The 16,306-nt window shown below is 43.4% G+C and carries 13 protein-coding genes; 7 read left to right on the forward strand and 6 right to left on the reverse strand.

Going from position 1 to position 16,306, the window contains the following annotated elements:
* Nucleotides 1-74: 74 nt before the first annotated feature.
* From gorA to JMX03_RS03185, 3 genes are all read right to left on the reverse strand, one after another.
* Nucleotides 75-1,430, reverse strand: coding sequence for a glutathione-disulfide reductase (gene gorA, locus JMX03_RS03175; RefSeq protein ID WP_201594416.1), 1,356 nt, complete (start codon nucleotides 1,428-1,430; stop codon nucleotides 75-77).
* 178 nt (nucleotides 1,431-1,608) lie between these two features.
* Complete coding sequence (locus tag JMX03_RS03180; protein WP_201594418.1) at nucleotides 1,609-2,061, reverse strand: threonine/serine exporter family protein; 453 nt, start codon at nucleotides 2,059-2,061, stop codon at nucleotides 1,609-1,611.
* Between the two features lies 1 nt (nucleotide 2,062).
* Complete coding sequence (locus JMX03_RS03185) at nucleotides 2,063-2,884, reverse strand: threonine/serine exporter family protein (protein WP_201597750.1); 822 nt, start codon at nucleotides 2,882-2,884, stop codon at nucleotides 2,063-2,065.
* Nucleotides 2,885-3,168: 284 nt separating this feature from the next.
* Here JMX03_RS03185 and JMX03_RS03190 point away from each other — a divergent pair, with 284 nt between their 5' ends.
* Nucleotides 3,169-3,450: a DUF503 domain-containing protein gene (locus tag JMX03_RS03190; RefSeq protein ID WP_201594420.1), complete on the forward strand. Its 282-nt coding sequence runs from the start codon at nucleotides 3,169-3,171 to the stop codon at nucleotides 3,448-3,450.
* A 289-nt stretch (nucleotides 3,451-3,739) separates the two neighbouring features.
* Nucleotides 3,740-4,594 carry a M48 family metallopeptidase gene (locus tag JMX03_RS03195; RefSeq protein WP_201594422.1) on the forward strand — a complete coding sequence of 285 codons (855 nt, stop codon included), beginning with the start codon at nucleotides 3,740-3,742 and terminating at the stop codon, nucleotides 4,592-4,594.
* 134 nt (nucleotides 4,595-4,728) lie between these two features.
* On the opposite strand, the gene JMX03_RS03200 is transcribed toward JMX03_RS03195, so the two are convergent.
* Nucleotides 4,729-5,862 (reverse strand): ArsO family NAD(P)H-dependent flavin-containing monooxygenase, encoded by a 1,134-nt coding sequence (locus JMX03_RS03200; protein WP_201594424.1) that lies wholly within the window; start codon nucleotides 5,860-5,862, stop codon nucleotides 4,729-4,731.
* Between the two features lie 217 nt (nucleotides 5,863-6,079).
* On the opposite strand from JMX03_RS03200, the gene JMX03_RS03205 reads away from it, so the two are divergent.
* On the forward strand, nucleotides 6,080-6,484 hold the full coding sequence (locus JMX03_RS03205) for a RidA family protein (protein ID WP_201594426.1): 405 nt from the start codon (nucleotides 6,080-6,082) through the stop codon (nucleotides 6,482-6,484).
* Between the two features lie 191 nt (nucleotides 6,485-6,675).
* Here the strand turns inward: JMX03_RS03205 and JMX03_RS03210 are convergent, their stop codons facing one another.
* Together JMX03_RS03210 and uvrA are read right to left on the reverse strand one after the other, a co-directional pair.
* Nucleotides 6,676-7,701, reverse strand: coding sequence for a hypothetical protein (locus JMX03_RS03210; protein ID WP_201594428.1), 1,026 nt, complete (start codon nucleotides 7,699-7,701; stop codon nucleotides 6,676-6,678).
* A 162-nt stretch (nucleotides 7,702-7,863) separates the two neighbouring features.
* A complete protein-coding gene (gene uvrA, locus JMX03_RS03215; protein WP_201594430.1) occupies nucleotides 7,864-10,770 on the reverse strand; it encodes an excinuclease ABC subunit UvrA in 2,907 nt (968 codons plus the stop codon).
* A 534-nt stretch (nucleotides 10,771-11,304) separates the two neighbouring features.
* Here uvrA and JMX03_RS03220 point away from each other — a divergent pair.
* From JMX03_RS03220 to JMX03_RS03235, 4 genes are all read left to right on the forward strand, one after another.
* Nucleotides 11,305-12,669, forward strand: a complete 1,365-nt coding sequence (locus JMX03_RS03220; protein WP_201594432.1) for an MFS transporter — start codon at nucleotides 11,305-11,307, stop codon at nucleotides 12,667-12,669.
* Nucleotides 12,670-12,828: 159 nt separating this feature from the next.
* On the forward strand, nucleotides 12,829-14,619 hold the full coding sequence (locus JMX03_RS03225; RefSeq protein ID WP_201594434.1) for a choline/carnitine O-acyltransferase: 1,791 nt from the start codon (nucleotides 12,829-12,831) through the stop codon (nucleotides 14,617-14,619).
* A gap of 241 nt (nucleotides 14,620-14,860) precedes the next feature.
* Entirely contained in the window at nucleotides 14,861-15,448 is a 588-nt protein-coding gene (gene ssb, locus JMX03_RS03230; RefSeq protein WP_201594436.1) for a single-stranded DNA-binding protein, read from the forward strand.
* Nucleotides 15,449-15,950: 502 nt separating this feature from the next.
* Nucleotides 15,951-16,274 carry an H-NS histone family protein gene (locus JMX03_RS03235; protein WP_201575446.1) on the forward strand — a complete coding sequence of 108 codons (324 nt, stop codon included), beginning with the start codon at nucleotides 15,951-15,953 and terminating at the stop codon, nucleotides 16,272-16,274.
* The last annotated feature ends 32 nt before the right edge of the window (nucleotides 16,275-16,306 follow it).

Below are 16,306 nucleotides of genomic sequence, written 5' to 3' on the forward strand. Positions count from 1 at the left end.
AACAGGCTATTCTCATTAAGAATAGCCTGTTTAATAAATTTTCTAGTTTGTCCAGTCTATCTAATCCACTCTATCTAACGCATGGTCACAAACTCTTCTGAGCCTGTCGGATGAATGGCGACCGTATCATCAAAGTCAGCCTTGGTAGCGCCCATCTTTATCGCTACCGCAAAGCCTTGAATCATCTCATCAACGCCAAAACCAATACCGTGCAAGCCAATAATTTTCTCATCGTCGCCTAAGCACACCAGTTTCATCATGCATTTTTGCCGATGTTGGGTTACTGCACTGTACATAGGAGTAAATGTCGAGGTATAGCATTTGATATTGTCCTTGCCATACTCGTTGACCGCCTCGATTTCAGACATACCAATGGTGCCGATAGGGGGATGGGTAAAGATAACCGTCGGTATCAAATCATAAACCAAATGCTCATCATGCTTATCATTAAACAAGCGCTCAGACAGACGCCTGCCTGCGGCGATAGCGACTGGCGTCAAGTCAATACTGCCTTCGATAATATCGCCGACCGCATAAATGCCATCAATATTGGTATTTTGAAATTTATCGACTTTAATTTTGCCGTTGTCCGTCGTCTCAACCCCTGTCACCTCCAGATTAATATTGTCGGTGGAAGGCGCGCGACCAATCGCCCAAATCAGGCAATCTACCGTATCAAGACTGCCATCTTCAGTAAATAATTCTAAGCTGCCATCGTCATTTTTATTGACTTCACAGATCGTAGTATTGGTATGCAGCTGAATGCCATCTTGCTCCATCTCTAGCATCAAGGTCTCGACGATACTGTGATCAAATGAGCGTAGCGGCGAATGTTTGCGTACGTATAGATGCACCTCAGCGCCTAAACCACTAAGTAGCCCCGCGATTTCAACGGCAATATATCCTGCGCCCACGATAGCTACCCGTTTTGGCAGATGATTCAAAGCAAAAAAGCCATCAGAATCTATGCCGTGTTCTCCGCCTTTGATATCGGGGCGAATAGGATGGCCGCCAGTAGCGATCAAAATATGGTCAGCGGTAATGTGTTCGCCGTTTACCTCTACCGTATTGGTATCGACAAATTTGGCAAAGCCTTTTATCACTTCAACACCATTTTTTGCCAAGTTATTATCGTAAGCGCGGTGAATGTTTTCGATATATTGTTGGCGGCTATGTACCAGTTTTTGAAAGTCAAAGCCTTTGACATCGATATCGAAGCCATAGTCTGGCGCATATTTATGGATGGCTTCGGCAATTTGTGCCCCATACCACATCACCTTTTTGGGTACACAGCCCAAGTTTACGCAGGTACCGCCCAATTGCTCAGCTTCGATAATGGCGCACTTTTTGCCATAGCTCGCTGCGCGGTTGATCGAAGAAATGCCGCCGCTACCGCCACCAATGGCGATATAGTCATAGTGTTTTGTCATTGTTATATCTCTCTAATGAATGCGTGTGAATACAGCTTTGAACTCTATTGTAATGGGTGTCATTATAAATCTTACAAGTTTTTTATCGTTAGGGTATGTTGAGTAGCATCAATATTTTAACCATATCCAAAAGTAGTTAAATAGAAACAGCTTATCATCTAAATCCATTCAAACCCACTTAGACTATGGCACGACGTCTATAGAATAACAGTCCAGGAATGGACAAACCCAGCACCAACCCTGAAGTCACAAACAAGGCCTCAAACAAATACACCATCATTTGGCTAAATAACTCGTCTGAAAAGCCAAAATAACCAATCTGCACCATACTGACCATTGCCTTGTAGGCGGCGATGCCAGGCATCATACAGATGATACTTGGCGAGATTAGGGCTTTGGGCGGTAAGGTATACTTTTTAGAAAAATATACCCCCAAAAAGCTGGCAAGCATCGCGCCAAAAAAGCTGGCTACTACAATGTGTATGTGCTGATAGACAAGCGCTGTTTTTAACCCAAATCCAAAAGCAGTCATCAGCAAACACGGCAAAATATAGCGTTTGGGCACGGTGAACATCAGCGTCCAACCAAGGGTAATAATGCACGACAGTACAACGGTCTCAATAAACCACATGTCAGAATCCCCAGTGCTGTATTCTAAGTAACACCAGCGCCATCACGATACCAACGCACGCCGACAAGGTCAACATATAGGTAAAAACGGCACGCCCCACGCCAATATTGACATAGCCTTTGAGGATGTCTGATAAAGAGTTGATCAAAGGAAAGCTTGGCACCAGTAGCAGCACGCTAGAAGCGACAGCTATATCCGCATTATTACCAATATCAAAATAATAGGTCGTGGCCCCAATTAAAGAGGCGATAAAAGCGGTCACAATGACCGTGATAAAGGGATTGAAATGGTGTTTGGACAGATAGATACGGGTGAACATCGCCACCATGCCAGCGATAAAGGTCACGGCGGTAATCGATAAGCTGCCACCGTTCAGATAAGCAAACGCGGCACAAGATGTGCCAACAAACAGACCCACCAGCCATGTTGGATAAATCGTCTTATCTAACTCATCAAATGCAAGAATGGTGCGGTCTGTCAGTTCATGATTCAGCTTGTTATTGTTATTGTTATTATTATGGTTATCTGTGACCGCTTCGGTTTTATTAACAATTTGCTGAATTTGTACCAATAAATTGACATTGATGCTCTGATTGATCGTGTCTCTGGTAGTGGTGATACAGCGTTCATTGCGGATGGTAGTCAAAGTAATAGCGTTAAAATTCAGCGAACATTCTACGCTGTTCATCCCCAAAGCCAGCCCTAAGCGTTTGGATAAGTCCACCACCACGGCAGACTCAGCGCCGTATTGCATAAGCAGTAATCCGCAGCGCACGCAGAGTCGAGTGATGCGTTGCTGCTGTACGTAGCTGATAGAAGTCATTGGGGGAGTACGCATATTGGCTATTATGATGTTTGTGAATGAGATAAATGTTAGTAATTATAAGGTACTGCTACGGATTGACCAGCTCGTAGTAATGTAACGATAGCATAACTTAAGGTGTTTTTACTTTGATAAATCCATAAGTGCAAAATACAAAACTAAGCCCTTAGTCTAGACACGCTTTCGAGATACTATCTAAGCCTGACCTTTCACTGTTCACTGACACGTAGGTGTCATGTTTGATGCTACTATGCAGTATAAACTGTTTTTGTAAGGAGAATACCATGCATATCGCTATCCTGACGTTGACGTTTTCACTGCCTGGATGCGGTTCACTCAAAGAAAAACGCCAACGTATGGGCGGCTTACATGCACGCTTTGGCAGTAATCCAAGTGTCGCAGTCTGTGAGAGCGGCGAGCGTGATCGGCATGACGCCAGCGAATGGACATTTGTGATCGTTGGGCTATCGAAACGCGAGGTTGAGTCACAGTGTAGTCAAATCGAGGAGAAGATAGAACGTAGTGTCGACGCACGGATGATGAATGTTGAGAGAGAGTTTATTTAGGTTGGTTTTTACATTGACGCAAAAAAACATCTAACTTGTTTGTTGGGTGGAGCCTACGACCATCAACAAACAAGCTATAGATTATAAAATTGATAGACTTTTGTTTCCTGGAGTGATAATATTTCGCAGCAATTCAGACACATTACTTACACAGTAGTTACATTGTCAGTTATATATTGTTATCGACTGGTGTCTTGCATGACATAAATTTTGGTAGTGGAATTTTAAGTTTATCCATTCATTACCTTTAGTTTAGCTATTTAAATATATCTCTCAACTAGGACGTCGAATGACAACTTTTAATAAAATAAAAAATGCTCTATTGCTTACTACAATTACTACTTTAGCGGGTTGTACTACTGTGGCTGATATTGCAGGGTACGATACGGCTACATTAAATACCGATGCGGCAAAAAACTACTCTCAAGTGGTTTCTAAAGCCAGTAGCCAAGGCACAGTAGATAATACGTCTGCCACTGCTATCCGAGTTAAAAACGTTTTCAATCGTATGAAACCCTACGCCGTTCGTGCTAATACAACAGGCGTCCCTTTTGATTGGCAAGTCACGGTGATACGTTCACCTGAATTGAATGCTTGGGCAATGCCTGGTGGAAAGATGGCTTTTTATACAGGTATTGTAGAAAAGTTACAGTTAACAGATGCAGAGATCGCGGCAATTATGGGACACGAAATGACTCATGCATTAGCTGAACACAGTAAAAAGGATGCTGGGCAAAAAATTCTGACCGGCTTAGCGCTTCAGTTAGGTGGTGCTGCGATACAGGAAAAAACAGGGTTAAATGCTGAGGCAATGAGTTTAATTAGTGACTACGGCCTTGATAAGCCGTTTTCTCGTAGTCAAGAATCACAAGCCGATGCAGGTGGCCTACGTTTGATGGCGCAGGCAGGCTACAATCCAGAGGCTGCAATTGCAGTATGGCAAAAAATGGAGGCCGCCAATGGTCGTAGCAACGCCATAGTTACTTTGATGTCTACGCATCCAAACTCTGGGCAGCGTATTGCTAAAATTCAGGCACTCTTACCTGAAGTTAGTCCTATTTATCAAGCGGCTGCTAAAGCACCTGCTAACGCAACTAGTGGGGCAACTACAGGAATAACTACTAGAATCATTAAACGTAAGTAACTCAATAAATACTATCAAAAAAGGTAAGTCAAAAGACTTACCTTTTTTTGTGAAGAAGTATCGAAAAATAGTTGGTTTGACCTTCATCTGGCGCATCGATGTTGGGTGTGGCAATCTCTACGCCAACCTACGTGCTAAGTATCTTTTGCCAAAAAATCTAGCAAGGCGGGCACGTTTTCTCTAGCGCTACGCCCAGCACCTATAATGGTCGCTGAAGCAGGGCTTGCCCAATCGCCGTAGCCAAAGAGCCACAGGCGTGGCTCTTTGAGCGCTTGTCCTTGTTCGGTTAATATCTTCCCATCCTCTTCTATCACACCTAAAGGCGCTAAATGCGCAAGCGCAGGCTCAAAGCCAGTACACCAAATAATAGCGTCTATGGATTCTTTAGTGCCATCAGGCCAAACTACGCCTTGCTCGGTAAAGCGACTAAACATAGGCCGCGTCGTTAATAGCCCTTTATCCCGCACTTTTTTAATAGGCGGCATCATAACGATATTACCCTCAACATTAGCGGCGTTAGTGCTATTACTGCCATCGTCTTCATTATTGATAACTTTATGAGCACTACTTTTATTACTCATAATGCGCGCTGTGGCTCTCTCAAACAGAGCACGTCCATCGACATCGTCTGGTAAAAACTGTGGTGGCTCAAGCGTTACCCAGCTTGCATCAGCGACTTGTACCAATTCTGCATAAATCTGTGCTCCTGAGTTGCCACCGCCGACCACCAGTACCCGTTTATCTTTATAGGCTTCTGGACCGTCATAATGAGCCGAATGGCGCTGCTCACCGAGGTAATCTTGCTGTCCTTCAATATCTGGAATGTAGTAGTTACTCCAAGTGCCCGTAGCGCTAACGACCGCTTTAGCAAGCCAAGTGTAGTGTCCATCGCTTACTTGCAAGCAGTCATTCTCATCATCGCGCTCTACGGTTTTTACTTCATAAGGGCGATAGATAGGTAGCTGATAGCGCTGTTCATAGTCGGCAAAATAGCTTAATACGTCATCTCGATGCGGGCTTTTACCGTCTTTGGAGGACGGCATCAGTCTACCTGGTAAGGAGCTCATCCAAGCGGGTGAAAAAAGCCGTAGCGAAGGCCAAAAATGCTGCCATGCGCCGCCACTTTGGTCTTGATTGTCTAAGATAATAAAGTCCAACTTGGCGCGTCTTAAGTAGTAGCCTACCGCTAAACCTGCTTGACCGCCACCAATGACAATCACGTCGAATATCTTGGTAGACGGTTTTTTAGACGACAATTTAGGTGACATAGTATTTCTAATTCTCTTGATATAAATAAAAAAATCATAACCATTATAACGTGTTACTGGTATAAGTTTTTCCTATGAAAATTATCAATTGGTTCATTGTTAATTAGAGTTTTTAAAGAGAAGTGAAACGTCTTATACTGCTACTAAAACGTTTTTAATAAGAAATAACGACAATATTTAAAATAAAGAAAATTAAAGGTTAATAAAGGAGATTAATATGACACACGAAACGATTAATCCAAGCGCTATGTATGACAGCCTGCAATTTGGCTTCTCTCACGCTACCAAAGCTCAGGGGAAAACAGTCATCCACTGCGCAGGACAATTGGCGTGGGATAAAGACGGCAATACAGTAGGCAAAAATGACTTAGCCAAACAGACCGAGCAGGTTTTTAATAATCTACATACTGTATTACAAGAATCGGGGGCGACGCCAGCGGATGTGGTACGTATGCGAACTTATATTGTTGACCTAGAGCCCGCAAATTTGGAGGTGGTAGGTAAGGCGATTGGTAAGTTTTATGGTGAGATAACACCACCCGTTAATACGCTCATTGGCGTGCAGTCTCTTGCTATGCCTGGCTTACTTATTGAGATTGAGATGACGGCTATGGTTGATTAGTCGTTATTCTTAATAAGTTGACGTTGTATATGTAAGTTAGCAAATTGGCTTGGTGGCGCTTACGATATTCAGTCTAAGACAGATCTAACGTTCACTATGATTAATGTAAGCTGGTGTCCAGGAACGAGACCCAACGAAATATTTCGCTTAATATTAGATTGTTGGGTTTCCTGCGTCAATTTATGAGTTGTTCATAATGCCATAGCTATAGATATAAAATTAGATAAACTTACACCTAAAATTGCCATTCCAGCATCATGTGGATTTTCTAATTTATAACGATTCTGTGCTGCACCATTAAGGCCATAGTCTGAACCATCAATAGTTACTAGACACCAATGCTTTTCTCTACATTCAACAACAACTTCATCTGCGTAAAAAGGCCAATCGCCATCATATTCTGATTTCAAGATTTTCTTCGACTTATATTTGGGGTTCAAGTTTAGTTTAATTCCATCAAGCATCGTTCTCTTATGTGCTTTTTTAGGTCTTTGCTTGTATTTTGTAGTTTGATACCTATAATCTCTTTTTCCAAAATCTTTTTCATATAACATTCCAAAATCGAAAAAGCTCGAAGCAGAAATTTGTTTAGCTTTGTCACCCAAACACTCAAAAATAAACTGTCTTGAAAGTGCGGAAATGTACCTCTCAAAAATAGTAATTATATAAGTCGATATTTTTTGATAGACTTCATGATTTAAGTTTAAGTCTGTCAGTTTTTCGTAGTCTTCTGAATCAAGGGTTTTTTTCTCAAACTCGTTCCACTGTTCTTTCGCATCGATACCAATTTTTGTATTGTCTGTAATCAAGTCAAAGTTATAATATCTTGCAAACTTACCAAATTCAGAAAGTATATAAAGTAGTTCTTTTAAGTCTTGGTCTGTTCGAATAAGATTGCTATCTAGCTCAAATTGAGGTCTATCATAATCGAAGTAATAATTATCAATTATTTCTTTGAGTAGTTTTTCTAAATCATGCCCTAAACACCTTATATATTCTGAGTTTGGAAGTGTTTGGTGTTTGTGAAAGTGACCCAAACAAATATAGGCTTTCATAAACCTTTCAAACCCTTGCGATAAGAGTTGAAAAGGAAGAAAGTAAAAACCATTGCTCGGATTAATGTTTTGAAGCTCACCAAAACCTAAGGTAATCAGCTTTTCAGAGGTTTCCAACTCCTCTAAAAGTGCAGAATATTTTTCGTTTTCAATTTTTACCATGCTCTTCTCTACATAAAATTAAATTGATGTTATCAGACATTTAGTTATTACTGCTACTTGTACTGCTGAGATGTCAACAGGAATTAATATTACCCGCCATCACCCAAAAGAAAAGGCCACCCTAAAAGAGTAGCCTTTCAATCACTTTCTAACTATTATCTATCAACTGGCGTCTTTCATCGCTTGATCCAACATCGGCTTCAAAAACTCACCGGTGTGCGAGCCTTTAACTTCCGCCACTTCCTCTGGTGTACCTTCAGCGATGATCATGCCGCCACCTTTACCGCCTTCAGGGCCCAAATCAATCACCCAGTCCGCAGTTTTGATCACATCTAAGTTATGCTCGATGACTACGATGGTATTGCCTTTATCACGGAGCGCATGCAAGATATTGAGCAGCTTGGCAATATCATGGAAATGCAAACCAGTAGTCGGCTCATCCAAGATATAGAGCGTTTGCCCAGTATCACGCTTGGCAAGCTCACGTGCCAGCTTCACTCGCTGCGCCTCACCACCAGATAGCGTAGGGGCAGACTGTCCAAGACGAATATAGCTGAGTCCAACTTCCATCAATGCTTGCAAGCGACGATAAATCGCTGGAATCGCGGAGAAAAACTCAGTCGCATCTTCTACCGTCATGTCTAGCACATCAGCGATGGTTTTGCCTTTATAGTGAATCTCGAGCGTCTCACGGTTATAGCGCTTACCATCACAGCTGTCACAAGGCACATACATATCTGGCAAGAAGTGCATCTCAACCTTGATCAGGCCATCACCTTGGCAAGTCTCACAGCGACCGCCTTTGACGTTGAAGCTAAAGCGACCAGGCTTATAACCACGAGCGCGCGCTTCTTGCGTTTGCGCAAACATTTCACGCACTGGGGTAAAGACACCCGTATAGGTTGCTGGGTTTGAGCGCGGGGTACGGCCAATCGGGCTTTGGTCGATATCGACCATCTTGTCTAGGTGCTCAAGACCGCTGATGCTTTCAAACTTATCCGCAATTAAGGTTGAGGCATTGTTGAGCTGTGTCGCTGCCAGTGGCATCAAGGTGCGATTGATCAGCGTTGACTTCCCTGAGCCTGAGACTCCAGTGATACAGGTCATGATGCCAACAGGCAGAGTCAAGTTGACGTCTTGTAAGTTATTACCTATTGCACCTTTTAGCTCAATGGTCATCGGTAGTTTTTTGGCTTTGGCCTTACCTTTGGCTTCACTCTCAAGCATCTTGGGTTGATGACGAACCTTCGGCACATCGATTTTCATTTTGCCAGACAAGTATTGCCCAGTGAGCGACTCTTTCGAGCGCATGATGTCATCGACTGAACCTTGAGCGATAACGTGACCACCATGAACACCAGCACCCACACCGATATCGATGACGTGATCAGCGTGGCGAATAGCATCTTCGTCATGCTCAACCACGAGTACCGTATTGCCCAAATCACGCAGACGCATCAAGGTCTTTAACAAGCGATCATTATCGCGTTGATGCAGCCCAATCGAAGGCTCATCGAGGACATACATCACGCCCATCAGACCTGCACCAATTTGGCTGGCTAGACGAATGCGCTGCGCTTCCCCGCCTGATAGTGTCTCGGCAGAGCGCGCAAGTGACAAGTAATCCAAGCCGACACTGACGAGGAAGTTTAGACGCTCATTAATCTCTTTAAAGATCTTTTCCGCGACTTCGCCTTTATGACCGCTGATTTTCAGCGTTTTATAATAGTCAGCCGCATCACCGATGGAGAGCTTGACGATTTCAGCGATGGTTTGGTCATCGACGCGGACATTGCGTGAGATTTCATTGAGACGCGCGCCATCACAGACGTTACAAGTGGTATCGGCCAAGTATTTCGCTAGCTCGTCACGCACAAGATTACTTTGAGTCTTGGCATAACGACGCTCTAAATAAGGTAAGACGCCTTCAAAGGGTACGGTCTTGTTGGTTTTGCGGCCGCGCTCATCAGTGAAGTTAAAGGTCAGCTTTTCTTTGCCTGAACCGTGCATGATGAGGTCTTGCTGTTCTGTAGACAGCTCTTGCCACGGTGCATCCATGTCAATTTTGAAATGATTACAAACGGTCGACAGCAGGCCAAAATAATAAGCGTGACGCTTATCCCAACCATTAATCGCACCTTGATTGAGCGATTTTTCATGATGAGTAATCAGTTTCTCAGCAGAAAAATACTGGCGTTTACCCAAACCATCACAGGCAGAGCAAGCGCCATAAGGGTTGTTAAAACTAAACATCCGCGGTTCAAGCTCAGACACTGCGCGATCGCAAACAGGGCATGAGTGTTTGGCTGACATCACTTGGTTGTCGTCGCCGCCTTCTTTTGGATTACCATCCATAAAGTGCAGCGTGACCAGTCCTTGACCTAAGCGTAGGGCAGTCTCCAAACTTTCAGCGACACGGTTGCCCAAGTCGTCACGGACTTTGAAGCGATCAACCACCACTTCGATGGTGTGCTTTTTCTTTTTATCGAGTGTCGGTAGCTCGTCGGTATCGTAGACATGACCATCAACACGTACACGCACGAAACCTTGACCAATCAGTTGCTCAAGCAAGACGGTATGCTCGCCCTTACGCTCACGAATCACTGGCGCTAAAATCATCAGCTTGGTGTCATCTGGCAGCGCCATGATTTGGTCAACCATTTCAGTCACTGACTGTGCCACCATCGGCTCGCCATGTTCTGGGCAAAAAGGCGTACCGATACGCGCATAGAGTAGACGCAGATAGTCATAAATCTCGGTAATCGTGCCGACCGTTGAGCGCGGGTTATGGTTGGTCGATTTTTGCTCAATGGCAATCGCCGGCGACAAGCCTTCAATACTGTCGACCTCTGGCTTTTCCATCTGCGAGAGAAACTGACGCGCATATGCCGACAAGCTCTCAACATAGCGACGTTGACCTTCGGCATACAGTGTATCAAATGCTAAAGATGATTTACCTGAACCTGATAAACCCGTAATCACTACGAAGTTATCGCGTGGAATATCTATGTCAATATTTTTTAGATTGTGAGTACGTGCACCGCGTACTGAAATATGGTCATTTGCCATCGGTTATAGGTTTCCTATTTGCTAAAATGGTATTTGAAAAATAACTAAAGATCAAAAGAATCAATAAAACTAAGTGGATTTATTAAATGGATAAACCCTTTTTTAAATTCATATTGTTTTATAAAGGATTGATGACTTCATAAAGCAATATAAACGCCTATATTAATTTATGGTTTTGCTTATCAATTCACGCTGACTCAAAAAGGCCATAATCATCAAGTTTGGTTGATATCACTAAGTTTGGTTGATTGGGTATAACAGCTTGCGACGCCTTACTTTATTGTCATGGTAGCAGCATTATTCAAGGTATCGAGACACATCAGATGCACTTAGTAACAAAATTATTGTCTAATATGAAAGGCTTAAGTTGCTACTAGAGGGGCTGCGGCGGTAGTAAGACAAAAGTTTCGGCAACCAAACGGCGAATGTCTTATACTAGGGGGCTTAATTTTTAGGCTAAAGCCTTGATAGAGTCATAGTTATATAAGCGGTGCAGTAGTAATAGATCAGCAATGATAAACCAGTGAGGCAAGTATGAATAGCGTAGAAAAACGGGCAATTCTCGGGGTCGGTGGTATTTTTGCCTTGCGGATGATTGGTCTGTTTATGATTGTGCCAGTGTTTGCTGTATATGGTGACAATTACACGCATGCCACACCGTTTTTGATAGGTTTGGCTGTCGGTGTCTATGGTCTCGGGCAGGCTGTGTTTCAGATTCCGATGAGTCTTGCAGCTGACAAGTTCCCGCGTAAGCCCATTATTTTATTTGGCTTAGTGCTGTTTGCGCTAGGGAGTATTGTAGCGGCCAATGCGACGGATATTTATGAGGTTATTATTGGTCGGGCGCTGGCAGGTAGTGGCGCCGTTTCAGCAGTGCTGATGGCGTTGTTAGCAGACGTAACGCGTGAAGAGATGCGCACCAAAGCGATGGCGACCATGGGCTTGACCATTGCCACTTCCATTATGCTTGCCTTTGCATTCGGTCCGCTCATGGTAGATTCGATTGGTATCTCAGGACTGTTTTGGTTGACTGCAGGTTTTGCCGTCTTGGCAATGGTGTTATTGTGGGTGGTGCCCACGCCATTACGAGTACTCAAGCATAATCTAGATAACAAATCGATTGGTCAGCAGCTGGCTACCGTCCTAAAAATCGGTGATTTGAACCGCTTGCACATCGGTATTTTCGCCCTACATTTGACCCTCACCGCGATATTTGTGATTTTGCCGCAGCAATTGACCGATGTCATGGGGTTATCTGTACGCCAGCAAGGCATGGTGTATTTGCCACTATTATTTATTGGCTTTGCCGTCGCCATTCCTTTTATTATCATCGCCGAAAAGAAACGAAAAATGCGTCAAGTTTTCTTAGGGGCGATTGTCCTCATGACCGCCTCTTTGCTGCTCTTAGCATTGGGCAGTCAGCTTGGTATTGGTATTATCCTCGGTTTACTGTTTTATTTCATGGGCTTTAACTTACTTGAGGCGACCATTCCCTCATGGATATCGAAGCGTGCGCCAGTCGCCAATAAAGCCACAGCGATGGGGCTTAATTCCTCTAGCCAGTTTTTTGGTGCGTTTGTCGGCGGGGCGATGGGCGGTCTGCTATTGACTCAATCCAATCTGTTGGCATGGGGAATACTCGCGGCAATCATGGGCGTGGCATTATTGATTATTATCCCGATTGCCCAGCCACCGTACCTATCGAGCACCACGGTGACTATCCCTAAGAATATCGACATCCAAGACTGGTCGCGGAAGATGCTTGCGGTAGAGGGCGTCGATGAGCTGGTAGTGATGGCAAAGGAGCAGGTCGCGTATCTGAAGTTAGATAAGACTCAGCTGACTGATACTTCACGCCAACAGCTATCAAGTCTGGCGCAGAGTCCTTTAGATATTTAACGGAATCTTGGGCTAGTATGTTACTGTCGTAGGCTGTGTATTTGGAATGAGTTTTTGTCGTATCGAGAAAGGCTTGCGCAGAGCGTGCAAAGCAATCTCCTCAAGCCATCTTATATTCGTCTTAAATGGAAATGACTACCTCAAAAGGAAACACAGTCTATGCAGCTCCTTCCCATTCCGCCTGTCACCCAGACACTTCAGCGCTTTATTGAGGGTATATCCCCGCTATTAAATGAGACTGAGCGTGAGAAAACCAAAGCGGCTGCGGCTGATTTTGCCACTAATGACGCGCCAATATTACAACAGCGCCTGATGGATTATGCCGAAGAACAAGCAAAAAGTGGACAAAGTTGGCTGACCAAAATCAAGCTTGCCGAATACCTGCAAGATAGACGTCCGCTAGCGCTGTCTAATAACGCCAGTTTGCAGCTAGACTATCCTGACAAGGCAGTAGGTACGGCACGCGCCGCCTCGTTTATTCATCGAATGGTTCGTACGCATATCGACTATATGAGTGGCAATATAACGCCGCCAACGGATCCGCGCGGGCAGCCTATCTCTACCTATAACTGGCGTATTTTGACTGGCGCGGTACGTGAGCCGCATCCTGAAGGCGACTACTATTACTACGCCGCCAACCAAGTTGCCAATCGTCATATTAGCGTGCTCTGGCAAGGGCATCATATCGCTCTGCAAGTAACGGATGCACAGGGCAAAGTATTCTCAGTTGAGTCGCTAACAAAGGCGCTTGAAGCCATTATAAATAGCGACTATGACCAGCCCGCTTTTGCGTTTAGCGCTATTAGTGCTTTGGGTAGTGCAAAAACTGCGCATTATCTTGATTTGCTCAGCAAAGAGCCAGCAAACAGACGAGCTTATGACGCTCTGCGCGATAGCTTATTTACCTTTTCGATGTACCATTTTGCAGACTCGTCCAAAAAGACTGAGCTTGAACAAGCCGAGACCGAGCAGATACAGCAGCAAACCTTTATGCCTGGCAATGCTTGGCAATTTAAACCTATCAATTATCAGATGGATCTACAATCAGACTTTTTAGCCATTCATTTTGAGCATAGCGAAATCGATGGCGCAGCGCTGAATCATCTATTCACTTATGCTTTTGCGCTTGAGCTGCAGGATGATGGCAATGAAGAGAAAGAAGAGTCAGACCTGCCATCTTTGCAGCAATTAGACTGGGCGTGTAATGAGCATAATCATAATGAGGCGACGATAGCGAGTATCGTACAAGATATTGCAGCCGTTACTGCGCAAGCAAAACAGATCGAAGTACAACGATGTACGGTCGACTATAGCGCCATCATTAATAAAAACAGCACCAATAAAGACAATAGCATCAAAGTCAGTCACGATGCCATGATGCAGTTTGCCCTGATTTATGCGCAGTTAAAAGTATTTGATAAAGTACGTCATACTTATGAAGCGGTTGATACCAGTCACTTTATGGCGGGGCGTACCGAAGGCCTGCGTCCTAACAGTCATGAGGCGATTGCATTATGCCAAGCGTTGCTGACGGGTAGTGCCACTCAAGAACAGCTGGCAAGCGCCTTTACTACCCATAAACAGCGGGTCATCGCTTGCAAAACCGGTCAAGCGTTCGACCGTCATTTAACGGGCTTGAAAATGATGATGCAGGATAGCATCAATCAAAGCGACATGAATCAAGCAAAGGTATTTTTTCAAAGTGCAGGTTATCAGAAACTGACTGGCGGTGACTTTCTATCTACTTCATCTATGGGCGTTCGCTATCCTGTTAAGCGTATTTTATTTGCACCAACGTATGCGGGCGGTTTTGGAGTGAACTATAGTTTGGGTGAGTACAAATATGAATTTGTACTTTTTGCGGATAAAGAGAGTAGGCAGCACCTTAATGATATGTGTAAAAGTTGTATTGAAGGTATTGATAAACTGATTGAACTCATAAACAAATGAAATAAAAACTGTAAAAGCCTAAGTGATTGATTTAAAGTAAACTAAGAGTGATGTAAATGTTTATCGACGACATTAATTGTCGTGTGCCTCATAGAGGTCGCTGGATATTTGCGTAAAAACGGTATAAAGTAAAACCATATTAGTAAAAGTATCATATGTCAGTGGTAGCTGGCTTTGATTACATAAGTTGTTTTTATACTAAAATTTTCATTGATAATATTCATTAAAAAAGGAAGATACTATGCGCGGTGTTAATAAAGTTATCATTATTGGTAATCTCGGTGCCGACCCTGAATCACGTCAATTCAGTAATGGCGGTAGCGTGACCAATATTTCGGTAGCGACTTCCGAACAGTGGACAGACAAACAAAGCGGCGAAAAGCGTGAAGCGACTGAATGGCATCGTATCTCCTTATTTAACCGTTTGGGTGAAATCGCTGCACAGTATTTACGCAAAGGCAGCAAGGTCTATATTGAAGGTAGCCTGCGTACACGTAAATATCAAGATCAAAGCGGGCAAGATCGTTACATCACCGAAATTCGTGCTGAGCAAATGCAAATGTTAGATGGCGCGAGTGGTGGTCAGGCTCAAGGAGGCGGTTATGGTAATCAAGGCGGCCAACAAGGTAGCGGCTTTGGTGGTCAGCAAGGTGGCTATAATCAAGCTGGTGGCGTAGCAGCGGCAGCACAAGGTGGCAACCAAAACAGCTTCAACAATCAGGGTGCTCCTGCTCAGCAGAACCAATTTAATCAGCCTGCTCAAGCGCCAACGCAACCTAAGCCTACAGCAATGCCAGATGGCCCTGTAGATGATGATATCCCGTTTTGACGTGTACCTGAGAGTATAGTGTAGTGTTTATGATTTGGAGCCTGTGTTTACAGGCTCTTTTTTATACCTATACTTTTAGAGTATTAACTTTATTGGAGACTATCGCTGAGTTTATATTTGACTATCTATAAAGTATGATTGTTTCTTCAATCTTTGTTGTGACATAGTTTTTTATAAATATACTCAGGATTTATTATAAGAGAGGTTAATCCCTAATGGCTTTATTGAATTATAAATAAGGTATTGAAGTTAAGGCTTGGATAATTACCTCTTATTATTTTATTTTTAATTATTCATAAAATATAAATAATATGTTAATCTACTACGGTTGCTAATACGGATTGATTTAATCGTATATATCGATATAAATTCTACAATTTTTCGATTCTAATATGGAAAAGAATCGACCGTAACAAAGCAGTATCATTGTTTAACTGTCTGTAACCTAATAAGTCGTAAAAGACCTATTGGGCCTATCCCTGTTTTTATAGCCGAGGTTATTATGAATAAGAATAAAACCATTGATTTAGACAATCTAGATGTAGATGAGTTACGTGCAATCACCGAAAATGCACAGCAGCTTATTGCAAAAAAACAGCATCAGCGTTTATATGATGCTTATATGCAGTTTGAAAAAATTGCAGAAGAGAGCAATAGTACTATTGAAGAGATCCTAAAAGCTGGTGAAAAGCTAGAGAAAAAACGCAGTATTAAATATCGCAATACTGACAATAGTGAAGAGACTTGGACAGGCCGTGGTCGTAAGCCCACTTGGCTGGTTGAAGCGCTAGCAGCAGGGCGTGATCTTGAAGATTTTGCGGTTTAAAAATACCGTATCAAGTAGTATAGCTAGTAAAA

The sequence above is a fragment of the Psychrobacter fulvigenes genome, from assembly GCF_904846155.1.
GTDB lineage: Bacteria > Pseudomonadota > Gammaproteobacteria > Pseudomonadales > Moraxellaceae > Psychrobacter > Psychrobacter fulvigenes.